This window comes from Bacillus sp. SIMBA_154, assembly GCF_046536015.1.
In the GTDB taxonomy this organism is placed as follows: domain Bacteria; phylum Bacillota; class Bacilli; order Bacillales; family Bacillaceae; genus Bacillus; species Bacillus pumilus_P.
Genome location: NZ_JAWJBV010000006.1, coordinates 76,162 through 93,593, shown reverse-complemented (window position 1 = coordinate 93,593; position 17,432 = coordinate 76,162). Strand labels below are relative to the sequence as shown.

The 17,432-nt window shown below is 42.2% G+C and carries 19 protein-coding genes and 2 other annotated features; of the genes, 3 read left to right on the top strand and 16 right to left on the bottom strand.

The genetic code is table 11. The annotated features are described in order from the left end of the window. Positions 1-15: 15 nt before the first annotated feature. Together pheS and R0K30_RS10885 are read right to left on the bottom strand one after the other, a co-directional pair. On the bottom strand, positions 16-1,050 hold the full coding sequence (gene pheS, locus R0K30_RS10890) for a phenylalanine--tRNA ligase subunit alpha (RefSeq protein ID WP_099726924.1): 1,035 nt from the start codon (positions 1,048-1,050) through the stop codon (positions 16-18). A gap of 372 nt (positions 1,051-1,422) precedes the next feature. Next, entirely contained in the window at positions 1,423-2,166 is a 744-nt protein-coding gene (locus R0K30_RS10885; RefSeq protein WP_099726923.1) for a TrmH family RNA methyltransferase, read from the bottom strand. 113 nt (positions 2,167-2,279) lie between these two features. Between R0K30_RS10885 and sspI the strand changes: the two genes are divergently transcribed. After that, entirely contained in the window at positions 2,280-2,501 is a 222-nt protein-coding gene (gene sspI, locus R0K30_RS10880; protein ID WP_024425725.1) for a small acid-soluble spore protein SspI, read from the top strand. Positions 2,502-2,548: 47 nt separating this feature from the next. Here sspI and cstA read toward each other — a convergent pair whose 3' ends face one another. Further along, on the bottom strand, positions 2,549-4,345 hold the full coding sequence (gene cstA, locus R0K30_RS10875) for a carbon starvation protein CstA (protein WP_410610671.1): 1,797 nt from the start codon (positions 4,343-4,345) through the stop codon (positions 2,549-2,551). A 352-nt stretch (positions 4,346-4,697) separates the two neighbouring features. Next, on the bottom strand, positions 4,698-5,786 hold the full coding sequence (locus tag R0K30_RS10870; RefSeq protein WP_410610669.1) for a M42 family metallopeptidase: 1,089 nt from the start codon (positions 5,784-5,786) through the stop codon (positions 4,698-4,700). Positions 5,787-5,965: 179 nt separating this feature from the next. On the opposite strand from R0K30_RS10870, the gene R0K30_RS10865 reads away from it, so the two are divergent. Next, on the top strand, positions 5,966-6,370 hold the full coding sequence (locus R0K30_RS10865) for a sigma-w pathway protein ysdB (protein WP_410610667.1): 405 nt from the start codon (positions 5,966-5,968) through the stop codon (positions 6,368-6,370). A gap of 23 nt (positions 6,371-6,393) precedes the next feature. Here the strand turns inward: R0K30_RS10865 and R0K30_RS10860 are convergent, their stop codons facing one another. The 8 genes from R0K30_RS10860 to R0K30_RS10825 all read right to left on the bottom strand — a co-directional run bounded on the left by R0K30_RS10860 (position 6,394) and on the right by R0K30_RS10825 (position 11,965). Next, entirely contained in the window at positions 6,394-6,660 is a 267-nt protein-coding gene (locus R0K30_RS10860; RefSeq protein WP_249704969.1) for a DUF1294 domain-containing protein, read from the bottom strand. A gap of 63 nt (positions 6,661-6,723) precedes the next feature. Continuing rightward, positions 6,724-7,083, bottom strand: a complete 360-nt coding sequence (gene rplT, locus R0K30_RS10855) for a 50S ribosomal protein L20 (RefSeq protein ID WP_007501659.1) — start codon at positions 7,081-7,083, stop codon at positions 6,724-6,726. Positions 7,084-7,114: 31 nt separating this feature from the next. Next, positions 7,115-7,315: a 50S ribosomal protein L35 gene (gene rpmI, locus R0K30_RS10850; protein WP_003216324.1), complete on the bottom strand. Its 201-nt coding sequence runs from the start codon at positions 7,313-7,315 to the stop codon at positions 7,115-7,117. Positions 7,316-7,339: 24 nt separating this feature from the next. Continuing rightward, complete coding sequence (gene infC / locus R0K30_RS10845) at positions 7,340-7,855, bottom strand: translation initiation factor IF-3 (protein WP_034320896.1); 516 nt, start codon at positions 7,853-7,855, stop codon at positions 7,340-7,342. Between the two features lie 71 nt (positions 7,856-7,926). Continuing rightward, positions 7,927-8,057: a sequence feature (ribosomal protein L20 leader region), on the bottom strand. 128 nt (positions 8,058-8,185) lie between these two features. Beyond that, complete coding sequence (gene lrgB / locus R0K30_RS10840; RefSeq protein WP_180275498.1) at positions 8,186-8,881, bottom strand: antiholin-like protein LrgB; 696 nt, start codon at positions 8,879-8,881, stop codon at positions 8,186-8,188. Positions 8,882-8,895: 14 nt separating this feature from the next. Next, on the bottom strand, positions 8,896-9,336 hold the full coding sequence (gene lrgA, locus R0K30_RS10835) for an antiholin-like murein hydrolase modulator LrgA (RefSeq protein ID WP_099726917.1): 441 nt from the start codon (positions 9,334-9,336) through the stop codon (positions 8,896-8,898). Positions 9,337-9,473: 137 nt separating this feature from the next. After that, positions 9,474-10,211 carry a LytR/AlgR family response regulator transcription factor gene (locus R0K30_RS10830; protein WP_410610663.1) on the bottom strand — a complete coding sequence of 246 codons (738 nt, stop codon included), beginning with the start codon at positions 10,209-10,211 and terminating at the stop codon, positions 9,474-9,476. Then, positions 10,208-11,965: a sensor histidine kinase gene (locus tag R0K30_RS10825; protein WP_256498892.1), complete on the bottom strand. Its 1,758-nt coding sequence runs from the start codon at positions 11,963-11,965 to the stop codon at positions 10,208-10,210. The genes R0K30_RS10830 and R0K30_RS10825 overlap by 4 nt, the downstream gene beginning before the upstream one ends. Before the next feature lie 177 nt (positions 11,966-12,142). On the opposite strand from R0K30_RS10825, the gene R0K30_RS10820 reads away from it, so the two are divergent. Then, a complete protein-coding gene (locus R0K30_RS10820) occupies positions 12,143-12,922 on the top strand; it encodes an HAD family hydrolase (RefSeq protein ID WP_099726914.1) in 780 nt (259 codons plus the stop codon). A 65-nt stretch (positions 12,923-12,987) separates the two neighbouring features. Here the strand turns inward: R0K30_RS10820 and R0K30_RS10815 are convergent, their stop codons facing one another. The 4 genes from R0K30_RS10815 to R0K30_RS10800 all read right to left on the bottom strand — a co-directional run bounded on the left by R0K30_RS10815 (position 12,988) and on the right by R0K30_RS10800 (position 17,427). Further along, positions 12,988-13,332: an IS3 family transposase gene (locus R0K30_RS10815; protein ID WP_370461124.1), complete on the bottom strand. Its 345-nt coding sequence runs from the start codon at positions 13,330-13,332 to the stop codon at positions 12,988-12,990. Positions 13,333-13,580: 248 nt separating this feature from the next. Next, positions 13,581-15,521: a threonine--tRNA ligase gene (gene thrS, locus R0K30_RS10810; protein WP_410610659.1), complete on the bottom strand. Its 1,941-nt coding sequence runs from the start codon at positions 15,519-15,521 to the stop codon at positions 13,581-13,583. A 45-nt stretch (positions 15,522-15,566) separates the two neighbouring features. Further along, positions 15,567-15,815, bottom strand: a binding site (T-box leader). Between the two features lie 43 nt (positions 15,816-15,858). Next, positions 15,859-16,728: a putative sporulation protein YtxC gene (gene ytxC / locus R0K30_RS10805; protein WP_256498895.1), complete on the bottom strand. Its 870-nt coding sequence runs from the start codon at positions 16,726-16,728 to the stop codon at positions 15,859-15,861. A 60-nt stretch (positions 16,729-16,788) separates the two neighbouring features. After that, positions 16,789-17,427: a TVP38/TMEM64 family protein gene (locus R0K30_RS10800; protein ID WP_230031026.1), complete on the bottom strand. Its 639-nt coding sequence runs from the start codon at positions 17,425-17,427 to the stop codon at positions 16,789-16,791. Positions 17,428-17,432 lie beyond the last annotated feature (5 nt).

Genomic DNA, 17,432 nt, shown 5'->3' with positions numbered 1-17,432 from the left:
GTTGATTTCCTCCTCTTAGTCCTGCTTGAATTGCTTTGTGAATCTAATATCGTTTGTGTAGAAATGGCGAATATCATCAATGCCGTATTTCAGCATCGCAATACGTTCAACGCCCATTCCAAAAGCAAAGCCTTGGTAAGTATCTGGATCAAATCCGCTCATTTTCAGTACATTTGGGTGAACCATTCCTGCACCTAAAATCTCAATCCAGCCTGTTCCTTTACATACAGAACAGCCTTTCCCGCCGCATTTAAAGCAAGACACATCTACTTCTACTGATGGTTCTGTGAATGGGAAAAAGCTTGGACGCAGTCTAATTTCACGATCTTCACCAAACATTTTTCTTGCGACCGTCTCTAGCGTTCCTTTTAGATCACTCATGCTAATATTGTGATCTACCACAAGCCCTTCAATCTGCATGAATTGATGTGAATGGGTTGCGTCATCGCTGTCACGTCTATATACCTTACCAGGGCAGATGATCTTCACAGGGCCTTGGCCTTTATATTTCTCAAGTGTACGCGCTTGAACTGGTGACGTTTGTGTTCTCATGAGTGTATCTTCGGTAATATAGAAGCTGTCCTGCATATCACGTGCTGGATGCTCCTTTGGAAGATTTAACGCTTCAAAGTTATAGTAATCCGTTTCCACCTCAGGACCTTCCTCAACGGTATAGCCCATTCCAATAAATAAATCTTCAATATCTTCTACAACAATCGTTAATGGATGTCTTGCCCCCATTTTGATGGGACTTGCTGGTAATGTGACATCAATGGTTTGAGAAGCCAGTTTCTTCTTCACTTCTTCTGCTTCCAGTTGTTCATTTTTTTCCGCAATGGCATTAGCAATCTGCTCTCTCACTTCGTTTGCGAGCGCACCCATTTTTGGTCTTTCTTCAGCGGAGAGTTTGCCCATTCCGCGAAGGACTTCTGTAATCGGCCCTTTTTTCCCTAAATATTGTACACGAATGTCGTTGACCTCTTTGAGCGAGCTAGCTGCTTCTACCTTCGCTATCGCCTCTGTTTCAAGCTGTTTTAACGTTTCTTGCATGAGTGTAATCCTCCTTTTGATATACAAAACCGCCTGGATAAACGGCTGTTTGATCGTTTGAAGACAATAAAAAAACCCGCCCCTCCAAAAAAGAAGGGACGAGTTGTGGTCGCGGTACCACCCTTGTTAAGCACACATGTGCGAATAAGCTTCATTGACATAACGGAATCAAACGAATCCGGTTCACCTTTACGCAAAGCTTGCGGTCCCGGTGACAACTCCAGAGGTGAATTCCTGTTTCAGCATCCCTTAAATGCACTTTCAGTCTACGATGCATTCTCCCTATAAGGCCGCTCATTGAAACAATCTTCCTCTATCATGGTTTTTAAAATATTAGTTTCATTATAGTGAAATTCAGTGCATCATGCAACACTATCCGCGCAAATGATAGACAAGAACCGCTGCTGCAACAGCCACATTTAATGATTCTGCTTGCCCATACATCGGAACATATAAATTCTGATCTGTCATTTGAAGGATCTCTGGATCAATGCCTGCTCCCTCGTTGCCAACAATTAACGCAAACGGGCCTTCTGCCGCTATGTTTCTATACTCTTTCGCATCCTTTAAAGCACTTCCGTACACGGGTATGCCCTGCTCTTTGAATGCTGGAATCGCCTGTTGAAGTGTTTGCTTTAAGATGGGCAGATGGAAATGAGAGCCTTGAGCTGAACGGAGCGTTTTTCCGTTAAAAGCATCGACGGTCCCCTCACCTAAAATCACAGCATCCAGACCAGCGGCATCTGCTGTCCGAATCAGAGTGCCCAAATTTCCCGGGTCCTGCACTGCATCTAAAAGTAAAATTCGCTCATACTTCTTTTCTTCAAATACAGGAAGTGTACAAATCGCTGCGATGTGCTGAGGCGTTTCGGTTTCTGTCATTGCAGAAAAAGCCTCTTCACTCAGTTCATAGAGCTCAATGTCAGGCTTGATGTCAGACCGAAGCATGTCAGGCGATGTGACCATTAACTCCTTCACAATCCCGCTCTTTAATGCTTCTTCTACTAAATGTTTCCCCTCAACGAGAAATAGCCCCGTTTTCGTTCGTTCTTTTTTTGTATGCAGCTTTTTCCATTGTTTAATACTTGCGTTTTTAGCTGATTCTATATATTTCAAGCGACTTTAACTCCTTTAAATATCATGAATTTATTATATCTCATGCACACTACATAATAAACCTGTCTTTGAGACAGAATAGGGCTATTACCATCAAAAAAGGAGTGTGGGCAATGGATTTTAATTTAAGAGGCGCAGTCATTCAAAACATCACTGGCCATAATCAAGAGCAGCTTGAACATACGATTTTAGATGCGATTCAAAGCGGCGAGGAAAAAATGCTGCCAGGCCTTGGCGTGTTGTTTGAGGTTTTATGGCAAGAGGCATCAGAAAACGAAAAAAATGAAATCCTTGAAACATTAGAGCAGGGCTTAAAGCCTCAGCAGCAGCAATAAAAGAAGCCGGTTTGCTTATGTATGACAGCAAACCGGCTTTTGTTCGTTTATCCAGTGATAGGTGTCTCCATCCGAAGCGCTGGATCACGCCAGATCTCGACCCATTTTTTAATAGCAAACACAATAATCACAAATCCCAAGACCAGCATGATGATCGACAAGAACGCATTAAGCACGCTGTAGCCAGACGCCTCAGGATTGAGGTATACATTGGCCACCATCCAATAGCCCGCATAATTCACGGTGACATATAAGTAAGCGAGCGGAATTAAACAAGTCAGCATATATCGCCTTTTATCCGCAATTTTTAACACAACGGTCGCACCAATGATCAAGCCTACCGAGGCCATTAATTGGTTTGAAACCCCAAATAGCGCCCAAATGGACCCGATGTCCCCAGAGTAAAGCAAGTATCCCCACATAAAACAGGCAAGCGCACTTGCAAACACAGACCCAGGTACCCAATCATTTCGTTTAAGCGGTTTATATGCTTCTCCAAAGAAGTCTTGAATCAAATAACGTGCCACACGCGTTCCAGCATCAATAGCTGTTAAAATAAAGACAGCTTCAAACATAATGACGAATTGGAAGAAATAAGACGCCAAATGGCTAAAGAATGGAATCCCCGTAAAGATATACGCCATCCCCACTGCTAATGTAACGGCTCCACCCGTTCTTCCCTCTAAATCAAGACCAATTTCCTTACTAAGCTGCGGAAGGTTCTCGACACTCATACCGAGCGTTCGGAACACTTCTGGTGTACTGTTAATCGCAAAATAATCTCCTGGATGAAGAGCTGTGGCGGCAATTAACGCCATGATCCCCACCAAGCATTCCACTAGCATTGCACCAAACGCTACAGGCTTCATATCACTCCAGCGGTCCAGCATCTTTGGCGTTGTTCCTGAGCCAACAAATGCGTGGAAACCGGATATGGCGCCGCAAGCAATTGTAATTGATATAAATGGCCAGACAGGACCAGCTAAAACAGGCCCTCCTCCATTCACAAACTCTGTAAACGCTGGAAATTGAATGGCCGGATTCACCACAAAGATCCCAGCAATCAGAGCGATGAAAACACCAATTTTCATAAAACTACTTAAGTAGTCTCTTGGTGCCAATAGCAGCCAAACTGGCAGAGCCGCTGCAAAGAATGCATAAATCGGCAAGGCGAGAGCCAGCGTTTTTGTATCAAGTGTTAAAAAATCACCAAGTGCCGTTCCTTGAATATTTGGTCCAAGGAATACACCAAACATCAGTAAAATAAATCCCGCAGATGTGGCCAGCTTTAAATTGCCTGTCTTTTTATAATAAAGACCTACCCCCATTGCAATTGGAATGGTGATTCCGACTTCAAATGTCCCCCAAGGGTTTCGTTCTAAAGCATGAAGCACAACCATCGACAGTCCTGCCATTGTGATCGTTATGATAAATAGCATGGCAAGCCCTGTACAAAATCCTGCAACAGGTCCTAGCTCTTCTTTCGCTACCTCTGATAGTGATTTCCCCTTTTTTCGCATCGAAGCAAATAACACGACAAGGTCATGCACAGCTCCGCCAATCACCGCTCCGATTAAAAGCCAAAGGAGACCAGGTAAATATCCAAATTGTGCGGCTAAAATTGGACCAACTAGTGGGCCAGCAGCTGCAATCGCAGCAAAGTGATGTCCGAATGTGACCCATTTATTTGTTGGCACATAATCTTTTCCGTCCTCTAGTGTATGAGCTGGTGTCGGATGATCATCTGTGACCTTTAATACCTTGACCATCATAAATGTACCATACAGACGATACGCTATCGCTAAAATACACATAGATCCTATGACAATTGTAACCGCATTCATTTAACCATCCCCTTTGTATAAACAATTTGTTACAAATATAACATAAATTGATTGATTTTTCTTTCTTTTAAAACAAAGTTGAAAGATAGGAATAATCGACTTATTCTTAAGTTAGCTTCACCTACTTCCATAAACTCTCTTATGGCAGAGCGGTCTCTAGGCTCTGTCCTTTTTATTGATTTCATCTTACAAAAATAAAAGCTTGATCACATGTGCCTTATTCACCAGAAAATTTCCTCTCCATTTGTCAAAAACAGTTCTTTTGACGCAACTTGAACAACGAGGTTCATTTCCTGGGAAATTCAATGGAACAAAAAAAGCCTTTCCCCAATGCCGAGGAAAGGCCTTCCTATTAAGAACCGTACGTAATCTGCTCGACAGTTTTTTGATCGAGTCTTTTGATCACTTCTGTTAAAAGCTTCACTGCATTTTCATAATCATCCCGGTGAATCATCGCTGCATGGGTATGAATATATCTGCTTGGTATCCCGATTGATAGGGATGGAACACCATGACCCGTTAAATGGATACCGCCAGCATCTGTCCCCCCGCCAGGCATTGAATCGTATTGATAAGGAAGGTTCAATTCATCTGCTGTCTGGACAACAAAATCGCGAAGCCCTTTATGAGATACCATAGAAGCGTCAAAAACAACGATCGTTGGTCCTTGACCAAGTTTGCTTGTTGCTTCTTTTTCAGTAATGCCTGGCGTATCTCCTGCTACACCAACATCAATGGCAAATCCAATATCAGGCTGGATCGTAGCAGCTGCTGTTTTGGCTCCGCGTAAGCCTACTTCCTCTTGTACAGTCGCAACACTGTAAGCGATATTTTCATGCTGAGTGTCATGTAAATTCTTCATGACATCAATCGCAACTGCACAGCCGATACGGTTGTCCCATGCTTTTGCAAGGAGCATTTTTTCATCATTCATCACCGTAAACTCAAAGTAAGGAACGATTTGATCTCCAGGCAGCACTCCCCACTCCATTGACTGTTCTTTGCTTGAAGCCCCAATATCAATAAACATATCTGTTATCTCAATTGATTTTTTACGGGCTTCTGGCGATAAGACATGTGGTGGTTTAGAACCAATCACGCCTGTGATCTCCCCTTTTTTCGTCACAATGGTGACACGCTGCGCCAGCATGACCTGTGACCACCAGCCGCCAACCGTTTGAAAACGAATATAGCCTTTGTCATCAATTTTTGTCACCATGAATCCTACTTCATCTAAGTGACCAGCGAGCATGATTTTAGGGCCGTTTGCGTTTCCTTCCTTCTTAGCGATCAAGCTGCCAAGGCGGTCTGTCGAGACTTCATCTGCATATGATTCTATGTATGTCTGCATGACTTTTTTGACATCACGTTCATTACCTGGAATCCCTTTTGCATCCGTTAGGTCTTTCAGCATAGTTAATGTTTGATCTAGCTTTGTCATTCCATTTATCCTCCTTTATCTTCATGGTGCATTCTTATTATACAAAACCTCTTTCGTTCAATACGATCTTTTTATGAATATTTTTTCGTTTTACGAAATATTTTTTTAAAAAAAGTTGAAACCTTTTGACTTTCTCATTCGTAGTACATCAGATAACGGTATTGGAGGTGCATCCTGTCATGTTTGTAATCCTCATTAGACTCGCTCTTGTTGCACTGCTTGTCTACATTTTCTACATGGCGGTAAAATTCTTCTCAAATCCGAGAAGAAAGCTGAAACAAGCGCAATTAAAAGAAGGCTTTTATTTTATGGACGAACAGCAAAATGCGCGCAAAAATTTTAATTTCGTCTATAAAGGTGTCTTGTTTGAAGGGGAAAAGCATGTTCCTTCTAAGGATCATCCTCTGTTTGTCCACTCCATTTACGTTTGGACGGAGTCACCTGAGAAACTATATGAATTTACATTAGAAGACTTTGAAAAACTTGAGGAAAACATCATCGAACGGTATCCTCAAACAAAAATTGATTGGGATCAGCCCATCAAAAAAATCAAACACAAAAAAGGAGCAGACACGCCGTCCTGATGGCGTCTGCTCCTTTTTCAGTTTCAGATGAGATGGATATATCCTAATATGATCAACTGCAAAACAATTAAAGCAGGCATGCCAATTTGAAAGGCAGTATGCTTTGTTTTATGCCGGAAATACTGCATCCCAAGAAATGACCCAGCAGCGCCAAAAAGTACCGCTGCACTCCATAAATGTGCCTCTGAAATTCTCCATTTATGCGCTTTAGCCCGGCGCTTATCCTCTCCCATAAGAAAAAAACCATAGCCATTCACTAAGATAAGCAGCAGGATCAGACCGATGTTCATTCTTTTCACCTCACATGATGAGAAAAAAAGATCACCCCTCGACGGAATGATCTTTTATATGACTTACTTGTCTAGTTGTGCTTTTGCAGCATCAGCAAGCTGATTGAATGCGTTTAGGTCATTCACAGCAAGGTCAGCAAGCATTTTGCGGTTTACTTCGATACCAGAAAGCTTTAAGCCATGCATTAAACGGCTGTAAGAAAGACCGTTCATACGAGCTGCAGCATTGATACGAGTGATCCATAGTTTACGGAAGTCACGTTTTTTCTGACGACGGTCACGGAAAGCGTAGTTTCCAGATTTCATGACCTGTTGGTTTGCTACTTTGTATAATCTATGTTTTGAACCGAAATAACCTTTTGCTAATTTAAGAACCTTTTTACGACGCTGACGCGACACAGTTCCGCCTTTTACTCTTGGCATTGTAATTCCCTCCTATGATTCCTATTCCAAATTACTTAATGTTTGCAAGTTGTTGTTTGATACGTTTGAAATCTCCAGCACTTACGATTGCGCTCTTACGCAATTTACGTTTTTGCTTTGTAGATTTGTTAGCGAACAAGTGACTTGTATACGCATGAGAACGTTTAAGTTTACCAGAACCTGTTTTTTTGAAACGTTTAGCAGATCCGCGGTGAGTTTTCATTTTTGGCATTGGATATTTCCTCCCTCTGTTACTTTACTTTTCGACTTTTGGCGCAAGCATAAGGAACATGCTGCGTCCGTCCATCTTAGGTTTTGTTTCTACTGTTGCTACTTCAGCGCAAGCTTCAGAGAAACGGTCTAACACGCGCTGTCCGATTTCTTTATGCGTAATCGCACGGCCTTTAAAGCGGATAGAAGCTTTCACTTTATCTCCCTTTTCAAGGAATTTGATTGCATTACGGAGCTTCGTGTTAAAATCATGTTCATCGATTGTCGGGCTCAACCGAACTTCTTTTAAGCTAATGATTTTTTGATTCTTACGTGCCTCTTTATCCTTCTTCTGCTGTTCGAATCGGAACTTACCGTAGTCCATGATTCGGCAAACAGGTGGTTTTGCATTTGCAGCAACTAACACAAGGTCAAGATTGGCTTTAGCAGCTATCTCCAGAGCTTCCTGTCGGGATTTAATCCCAAGCTGATCGCCATTTTGTCCGATTAAACGAACTTCACGCGCACGAATACCTTCATTAACTAATTGATCTTTGCTAATAGTGAGCCACCTCCATGAGATTTTGAATTGAGTTCACAATTCATTTTGACCATTTCGTTGTATGTTTTACAGGCAAACAAAAAGTGTGGGCATATAAACACCCACACTACGAACATTTGCATGAAAAAATAAATGTACGGTCAACCTGTCAACTACAAACATGTGTCAAGCAGGTGAGAAGCGGGTGCTTCTGCTTGTGATATCTATTCAATTCGTTAACTATTCTACACAATTTTCATTTGTCCGTCAAGTAACCGAACTCTTGAAACAACTTTTTCATTTTATCATGATGAAACGAATTGGGCAAGACTTTTTCAAACAATGACGTCATCAAAGAATCAATTGCATAAAGATTGGGATGACGATGACGGTCACAACCCCTACGACCACAACGGCGATACTTGCCATTGCCGCTTCTACTTCTCCCATCTCAATCCCAACAGAAACGCCAAGCGCATGTCCTGATGTCCCAAGTGCAAGACCTTTTGCCACTGGATGTTTAATTCGAAACATTTTCAAGAAGAAGGCACCAAGCGCATAGACAATCACCGCATTAAAAATAACAGCAAAGGCTGTAATATCCGCGATTCCGCCAATATCCTTTGCAATCGGAAGAGCAATCGCTGTCGTCGCTGCCTGTGGAAGCATGCTTTTCATGACAGCCGCATCAAGATGAATTCCTTTTGCTACGACATACACAATTGTAATGGAACAAAGTGAGCCTACAAAAATAGCGGATAAAATTTGCCACCAATATTTCTTAAGAAGCGCTCTCTGCTTATAAAGCGGAATGGCAAATGCAATGGTGGCAGGCTCTAAGAAGAACTTAATGATCCGGCCGCCCTCATTATAGTCTTCATAGGAAAAGCCGCCAATTTTCAAAAATAAAATACCTAACACCATGGCAACAAAAAGTGGTGTGAATAAGAAGAAACCTTTAGACTTTTTAAATAAGAATGTGCCGATCCCAAAGGCGACTAATGAGACGACAATGCCAAAATACGGACTCATAGTACTTGTATCCATCTTATCCCTCTCCTTTAATGCGTACTTGAAGCTGGTTTATTTGAATGAGAAGTCGATTTGGTCTCCTGTGTCTCTTTACGTTTCTGCGGTCTTTCTGATAATTGCATCAGAAGCTGCGAAAACAGCCCAGTCGTTGCAAGTAACATAATGGTTGCAATGATAATCACACCCACTACTTGCACGCCTACTTCTTGCATGACACCAAGTGATTGAATGACCGAGATACCAGAAGGAACAAATAGAAAGCTAATAAGTCCTGTCAATGATGTGCCTAATTGCTCTACCTGCTCAAGTTTCACGATTTTAGTTGTTAATAAAACAAATAATAGAACCAATCCAATAACGGATGCAGGCATTGGAATCGGTAAATACATTGAAATGAGATTAGAAACGAACATTACGGTTGCAAAGATAAATGCTTGAGATAGAAATCCATATACTTTTGTGGCACTCATGCCCTTTCACCTCTTTCTTCGACTGCCCTCAGTATATGGCATGAAATAAACGAATGAAGCGTTTACAATGAAACTCACCGGATTCAACGACTGAAATGCAAAAAACGAGTATTGAAATACAAACAAAAAAAGCCGCCCTACTCTAGCAGGAGCGACTTCTTTAGTTCTTTCGCATATGTGCGGCTGACAGGAATGATGGACCCGTCTGTCATATGAAGATTATACGTCGAATTAAACCACGGCTGTACTTCTTTCATATGAGATGTGTTGACAATATAGCTTCGATGGACCCTCATAAAGTAAGTCTCAGGCAGCTTCTTTTCAATCACCACAAGCGGTTCTGTTACCTCATACATGTGATCCTTTGTTTTCACGACCTTTCTTCCCTCACTGAGCCCTACATACATAATCTCTTCGACTTGCAGGATGACAATCGAGTCATCGACTGAGATGGCTAATTTTTGCTGGTGGGGAAGTTTCTCTTCTGATAGCTGGTGCTCTTGCGTCTCAACGGATTTCCACTTTTTAAACTTTTGGATGGTTTGCTGAAGCCGCTCTTCATCAAATGGCTTTGTTAAGTAATCAAGCGCACTCACCTCAAACGCCTTCAGCGCATATTGATCAAAGGCTGTAGCAAATACAATCGCTGGCGGATCAGACATCCGGTTAAGCCGTTTGGCAACATCAAATCCGTTCTCACCAGATAAGTCGATGTCTAAAAAGAGCAAATCAGGCTTATGGTCTACCATTCGGTCAAAAGCAGATTCTATATTTTCTGCTTCCTCTATTTGAACATCCTCTTTCGTTCTTCGTAATAAGTATTTTAATTCGTCTCTTGCTAAAACTTCATCATCTACGATTAATACCTTCATCAACGAGAATCATCCTTTTTTACATAGTCCATTGGAATGTGAAATGAGATGTCAGTGCCTTTGTCACTATGAATGGTTAAAGCGGCTTGTCTGCCAAAAATTCCTCTTAATCGCTGGTCTAAATTATAAAGGGCCGTACCCGTTCCTTCTAGTGATTCAACTGGCGCTTTTAATAGCTGAGCCATCTTGTCATCCTCGATCCCTTGTCCATTATCTGTCACTTTCATATATACACGACCATCTTTCATCAAAGCGGATACGATAACTTCACAATTCGTTTGATGTTTAGGAAAAGCATGTCTCACCGCATTTTCAACAAGGACTTGAAGCACAAAGGGCGGAATCATCACCTGCTCCAGCTCTTTTTCAATTTGAAAGGTCACATGGTACTTATTTGGAAACCTTGCTTGTTCAAGCGACAAATAAGCCTCTACATGCTGAATCTCTTTATGCATTGGAATCAGCAGCTGGCGGGCGCCTTGCAAGTTTGAACGAAAATAAATACTCAGCTGCAGTAGCAGCTTCCTTGCCATCTCCACATTGGTTCTGCATAAAACAGAGATTGTATTAATGGCGTTAAATAAAAAGTGCGGATTCACCTGTGCTTGAAGCGCTTTGATCTCTGCATCTTTTAGCAGACGGCTTTGGGTCTCTGCCTCCCCAAGCTCAAGCTGTGTGGAAAACAGCATCGCTAAACCTTCTGCAAGCTCCTCTTCCACCCTGCTTAATCCGACCGGCGAATTGAAATACATTTTTAACGTTCCGATCGTTTGACCGTTTGACGTGAGCGGGAGCACAATCGCCGCTTCGAGAGGGCAATGGGCGACTGAACAATTAATTTCGTCTTTCGAATGCGCCTTCATAATCTTCCCACTGATCAATACTTGCTTAGACAGCCCTGTAATCAGGCTTTTAGATGGAATATGATGATCCATTCCATCTCCGACATGCGCTAAAATCTTTTCTGTATCTGTTAAGGAGACGGCATCTGTTTCTGTTAATCGATGAATGATCTCCGCCACACTTTTACAGGACTGTTCATTTAATCCTTGCCGGAAAAAAGGAAGCGTTTGATCTGCGATAGAAAATACACGATGTGTCTGCATCGCCTTGGCCTGCTCTTCTTGTCGAATCACTGACTGCAAAATAGATAAAAAGATAAAGCTTCCGATCCCATTCACAAAGATCATCGGCAGCGCAATAATGCTCACAAGCCCCCAAGCATCAGCAAATGGCTTTGCAAACAGAAGAATAATGATCATCTGTAATGATTCCATCGCCACACCAAAAAGTGCTGCCTGGCGAGGTGTCACCATTCGATTCTTCCGCTTAAACCTGCTGCCGACATAGCCTGCAATCACACCGGCTAAAATCGAAGAAATCGCACAGCTGAGCGCCGTGCTCCCTCCTAGTGAATAGCGATGGATTCCAGCTAAAAGGCCTGCCCCAATGCCAACAAAAGGCCCCCCAATCAAGCCGCCCATTTCAATCCCCATGATTCTTGTATTGGCGATGGAGCTTGATGAGCCAAGATGATAAGAAAATTCATGATTCATGACAATCTGCTGCTGGATTTCGATTCCTGTGTAATTACTGATCATACTAAAAGAAGCAAAAACAAAGACAAGGATTGCCTTTTTCCGGAACCCTTGGTTGTGAAGCAACAGATTGCGAAAGCCCTTCACATGGGCAAGCACAAATCCTAAAATAACGATGATCCCCACACGCTCGATCATCATAATGATTAAATGAAGCAAACCGGCCACCTCAATTGATGTATGTGATATCTATTGTCTTTCTATTCTATCATGTGCGGTCAATGATCAAAGATCTCTCAAATCTTTTCTTTATTGCCCTCACCTTCTATTGTAAAATGAACATGAGCCTGTCACATGCAATTGAAGGTAACTACATACATAACAAGGGAGAAGATCATGAAAGCCGTATTTTTCGATTTAGATGATACTTTGCTTTGGGATGAAAAAAGCATTCACACAACTTTTCAGGAAACATGCCGGGAAGCAGAAAAGAAATATGGACTTGATCCAGAAGCGTTTGAACAGATTGTACGTGAAGAAGCAAGAAAGCTGTACTCTTCCTATGAAACATATGATTATACTGTCATGATCGGAATTAATCCTTTCGAAGGATTGTGGTCAAATTTTAGTGAACCGATTAGCGAAGGCTTTCAAAAGCTGAACGCCCTTGCACCAGAGTATCGCAAAAACGCTTGGACAAACGGCTTAAAAGAAGCGGGAATTGACGATGAGGCATTTGGACAATACTTGGCTGATTTCTTTGCAGCAGAACGCAGAAAACGCCCGTATGTCTATGAAGAAACGTATCCTGTTTTAGACCGCCTGAAAGGCAGCTACGAATTACTCCTTTTAACAAACGGTGACCCTAGTCTTCAAAAGGAAAAGCTTGCAGGTGTACCGGAGCTTGCGCCTTATTTTCATGAGATTGTGATTTCAGGAGATTACGGGAAAGGCAAGCCTGACCCTGGCATCTTTGAGCACTGCCTTCAGCTATTAAACTTAACAAAAGACGATGTCATCATGGTTGGAGATAATCCTAAAACAGATATTCTCGGGGCATCTCGCGTTGGCATCCAAACCGTTTGGATCAATCGCCATGGCAAGAAAAATGAAACAGATGTGACACCGGATTATGAAATCAAAGACTTACATGAATTGTTTGATATATTAAAGTAGAACCAAAAGAAAACACCCTTCTTCTGGGACTAGCCCCCGTTTTTGAGACAGGGATCAAAACACCTTTATACAGCCAATTGCCGATAGTTTATCGGTGATTGGTTTAGTTTCGTTTGAATACGAATGTTGTTATAATAATGAATGTATTCTTTAACAGTGCGTTCTACGATTGTCGTCCTCGTTCGATCAATGTTGGCACCGTGCTTCGTGATCCGCTGCACATTTTCCTGAAAGATTTGCCCCTCCTTCAAACGCTTCCAAAACATTTGATAGCTTGCGTGTTCTGCAATATGCGGAGGACAAAACTGTCTATGCTTTAGACCAACCATCTCTTCCTTAGAATACCTCAAAGCTTTTGCAAAAATATCGTTCACCCATAGCACCTCACCTGTGACATCAAATTCAATCATGGCAAATGAGTGCTCCAATGCACGAAGAACAGCTGATTACTCCAATACTTGTGATGATACAGTGTTTGTTGTTTGAATCATCGCTTTCATTCCCCCATTGTCTCTAACCAACAGTACATACTTACCCATACTTTTGCACTATCTAAACGTATTATTCAAGCATCTGGATCACCAGTGGAAAATTTTTTTCATAAGAAAAAAGCCAGCGATCTCAAGGAAAGAGATCACTGACCGCTTAAATAAAAGGATTATTTTTTCGCTTCTGCTACTGCATGTTTCACAAAAGCTTCAAGATCCATTGTTTCTGAATCTTGTTCACCATATTTTCTTACATTGACAGCGCCATTTTCTGCTTCTTGATCCCCACCGACAAGCATGTACGGAATCTTTTGCATTTGCGCTTCTCTAATTTTGTACCCAATTTTCTCATCACGGCTATCAAGCTCTACACGTAAGCCTTCAAGCTGCAAGCGTTCTTGCACTTTTTTCGCATAGTCTAGATGAACAGATGGTGAAACCGGGATGACTTGGAATTGTACAGGTGCCAGCCATGTTGGAAGAGCTCCTTTGTATTCTTCAATTAAGAAGGCAACGAAGCGCTCCATTGTGGAGACGACCCCTCTATGAATAACGACTGGACGATGGTGCTTTCCATCTTCTCCGATATATGTGAGATCGAAGCGCTCTGGAAGTAAGAAATCAAGCTGTACAGTGGACAACGTCTCTTCTTTTCCAAGAGCTGTCTTCACTTGTACGTCAAGCTTCGGTCCATAAAATGCCGCTTCACCTTCTGCTTCATAGTAGTCATGACCAAGCTCGTCCATTGCATCCTTCAGCATCGACTGCGCTTTATTCCACATCGCATCATCGTCGAAATACTTCTCTGTATCCTCTGGATCACGGTAAGATAAGCGGAATGTGTAATCATTTAAGCCGAAATCTTGATACACTTCTTCAATTAAGCGAACTGTACGGATGAACTCGTCTTTGATTTGATCTGGACGCACAAAGATATGTGCATCGTTTAATGTCATGCCGCGAACACGCTGCAGACCAGATAGGGCGCCTGACATTTCATAGCGGTGCATTGTACCAAGCTCTGCAATACGAATTGGCAATTCACGATAGCTATGCGGTTCATTTTTGTAAATCATCATATGGTGCGGGCAGTTCATAGGACGAAGGACAAGATCTTCGTTATCCATTTCCATGACTGGGAACATATCTTCTTGATAATGCGCCCAGTGGCCTGATGTTTTATACAATTCGACATTCGCAAGAACTGGTGTGTACACATGCTCATAGCCAAGACGCACTTCTTTATCGACAATGTAACGCTCAATCACGCGGCGGATCGTTGCGCCTTTTGGCAGCCAAAGCGGAAGACCTTGACCTACCTTTTGAGAATTCGCAAACAGTTTCAGCTCTTTTCCTAGTTTACGGTGATCACGTTCTTTTGCTTCTTCGAGCAGACGTAAGTGCTCATTTAAATCTTCTTTGTTAAAGAAAGCTGTTCCATATATACGCTGAAGCATTTGATTGTTACTGTCGCCTCTCCAGTATGCACCTGCAAGGCTAAGCAGCTTGAACTCTTTGATTTTCCCTGTAGACGGTAAGTGAATTCCGCGGCATAAGTCAAAGAATTCACCCTGCTCATAAATGGTGACAGCTTCGCCTTCTGGAATCGCCTCTAACAGCTCAAGCTTCAATTCATCATCAATCGCTTCAAAGCGTTTTTTCGCTTCTTCTCTTGATACTTCAATGCGCTCAATCGGCAGATTGCTATTAATGATTTTTTTCATTTCTTTTTCAATCTTTGGTAAGTCTTCAGGTGTGATGGCAACATCAATGTCCACATCGTAGTAGAACCCATTTTCGATCACAGGACCTACACCAAACTGGACATGATGCTCTTTTCCGTAAATACGTTTAATCGCCTGCGCTAGTAAATGCGCTGTGCTGTGGCGCATAATATCAAGTGCTTCATCACTTTTATCTGTGATGATCTCGATTGTTCCACTTTCTAAAAGCGGCGTACGCAGATCTATTTCTTTGCCGTTCAATTTACCGGCAAGCGCTTTTTTCTTTAGGCCCGGGCTAATTGATGCCGCGATGTCTTCTGTTGTGGCTGTTTTGTCAAACTCCTTGACTGCTCCATCTGGAAATGTAAGTTGAATTTGTTCTGACATCTCTGGTCACTCCTTTTTTTGGCAATATAAAAACCCCGCCCCCTGGAAAGGGACGAGGTTGAATAAACGGAATCGTGGTTCCACCCTTTTTCCCGTATTTGCAGCTTGCTTTTTCATAAGCAAATACGGCTTGTGGTTCGATAACGGGAATTCCCGTCAGCTATTACTAAACAAGTTCACAGCTGATGTTCAAAGGTGGTAAAGCAAATGGTCCTCTGCTAGGAAGCTTTCAGCCGTGGCTTCCCTCTCTATAAGCGGGTGTTCATTTGTTCATGTCCTTATCAATACGGTCTCTGTATGAAGTTACACCGTATTATAAAACGTTTTTTCGTGAAAATCAAGAAAGCTTTTCACTTTTCTTTACCAAATGATCATGAACAAATTGAACATTTTGTTCATCAAACGAATGAGGCGGGAACACCTCGACCCTTTCTTGAAAAATATTTTGAATGGTTTGCACCATCGAGTGACCTGTGTCATTTGTAAACAGGTTAATCTTTTGCGGAGCAATGGAAACAAGCGGTGCAATCAGCTGCGAATCAATATACATTGGATGTTCTCTTACAAACTGTCTGTCTATGTATTGTTTTTGATCACGCTCAGAAGCGTAGCGAAATTCCCAAATCACCAGTCGGTCCTGATGCACAACATGTACTTTTTCAAGCTTGGGCTTTCTTGCCATCACATAGTCTCGAAGTGATTGAATAAAGTTTTGATATTCTTGTTCCATTTTGTATTCTTCAATGGATACTTCAACATAATTCTTCAGCCTCCTGTCATACTCTGACAGCCTAAAGGTCATAAATGAACCAATTGAAAAGATACCTTGCTGTAAAGAGATCGTCTCAAGCTCCTTTTTTAACAGGGCTTCCCTTGATGGGTCCTGATGAATCCCGGGAATATCATCTATATCCCCTTTCATGATGCTATGGGCGATTGAAAGAATTTGGTGCTGCTCTTCGGGATCTTTAAATAAGTATGTGTTTTCAAGGATGCTGCGCATGCGCTCGTTTTCTTTGCATTCCAAAAAAAAGTGAACCAGTAATGGCCGCACGATGTGCTCAAGTGCTTCTTTTGATTCCTTCGCCTCTATGAGAAGCCGGTCTTTCCCTTGTTGAATTGACATGTGATGCCGACTGTCCAAGTGTTCAGCAAGATGTAAAAAAGCAGCGGTATCATATTCATCTTCAAAGATTATTTCAAGCATGTTTGTCCCCCCTAACGACATCTGTTACATATATATGGGGAGAACATAAAAAATAGACGCCTAAAATAAATCAGGCATCTTTCTTTTTAAAATGAATGGTACAGAGATAAAGATCAAATAAATCAAACAAACAATCGCTAAAGCGGCATAATTGCCGCTAACAAAGCTTGACCCGAGGACATTTAACGCAACCGTACCCGGTATTAAGCCTAAAAAGGTCGCTGCAGCAAACGCACGATATTGAGCATGTGAAGCTGCTGCCGCATAGCTGACAAAATCAAAATGAATAGGTGCAATACGCAATAACAAAATATACAGAAACCCATGCTCCTGAATACGGGACGTCACCGCTTTCAGCTTCCGGCTGCTTGCATTTGTTTCATTCTGCTTTGAACGGAAGGTTGAAGCAAGCCAAAAAGAGCCTGTTGCGCCAGCGGTAGCACCGACGAGGGCATAAACGGTCCCAAGTACACTGCCGAATGCCAAACCTGCTGCCAGCGAAAAGACCGTGAGAGGAACAAGAACAAACGGGCGAAAAAGTGATAAGAAAAGAAAAACAAAGGGAGCCAGCATCCCAAATTGAAGTATCCAATTCTTCACATCTTTCGGTGCCAGCTGAAGATGCTGTTTATTCAGCCACCATAGCGTAGCAACGAGAATGCCAATCACGAGAAAAAGCAGCCATTTTCTTTTGTTCATCTCAT

Bases quoted from the DNA above. Each gene is read 5' to 3' on its own strand.
- R0K30_RS10870 (WP_410610669.1), bottom strand. From the start codon at position 5,786: ATGACAAAGCTAGATCAAACATTAACTATGCTGAAAGACCTAACGGAT.
- R0K30_RS10860 (WP_249704969.1), bottom strand. From the start codon at position 6,660: ATGAACATCGGTCTGATCCTGCTGCTTATCTTAGTGAATGGCTATGGT.
- rpmI (WP_003216324.1), bottom strand. From the start codon at position 7,315: ATGCCAAAAATGAAAACTCACCGCGGATCTGCTAAACGTTTCAAAAAA.
- R0K30_RS10815 (WP_370461124.1), bottom strand. From the start codon at position 13,332: ATGATTGAATTTGATGTCACAGGTGAGGTGCTATGGGTGAACGATATT.
- thrS (WP_410610659.1), bottom strand. From the start codon at position 15,521: ATGTCAGAACAAATTCAACTTACATTTCCAGATGGAGCAGTCAAGGAG.
- R0K30_RS10800 (WP_230031026.1), bottom strand. From the start codon at position 17,427: ATGAACAAAAGAAAATGGCTGCTTTTTCTCGTGATTGGCATTCTCGTT.
- R0K30_RS10865 (WP_410610667.1), top strand. From the start codon at position 5,966: ATGTTTGTAATCCTCATTAGACTCGCTCTTGTTGCACTGCTTGTCTAC.
- sspI (WP_024425725.1), top strand. From the start codon at position 2,280: ATGGATTTTAATTTAAGAGGCGCAGTCATTCAAAACATCACTGGCCAT.
- rplT (WP_007501659.1), bottom strand. From the start codon at position 7,083: ATGCCAAGAGTAAAAGGCGGAACTGTGTCGCGTCAGCGTCGTAAAAAG.
- lrgA (WP_099726917.1), bottom strand. From the start codon at position 9,336: ATGAGTGCCACAAAAGTATATGGATTTCTATCTCAAGCATTTATCTTT.
- cstA (WP_410610671.1), bottom strand. From the start codon at position 4,345: ATGAATGCGGTTACAATTGTCATAGGATCTATGTGTATTTTAGCGATA.
- ytxC (WP_256498895.1), bottom strand. From the start codon at position 16,728: ATGCTTGAAATAATCTTTGAAGATGAATATGATACCGCTGCTTTTTTA.
- R0K30_RS10820 (WP_099726914.1), top strand. From the start codon at position 12,143: ATGAAAGCCGTATTTTTCGATTTAGATGATACTTTGCTTTGGGATGAA.
- pheS (WP_099726924.1), bottom strand. From the start codon at position 1,050: ATGCAAGAAACGTTAAAACAGCTTGAAACAGAGGCGATAGCGAAGGTA.
- lrgB (WP_180275498.1), bottom strand. From the start codon at position 8,881: ATGGATACAAGTACTATGAGTCCGTATTTTGGCATTGTCGTCTCATTA.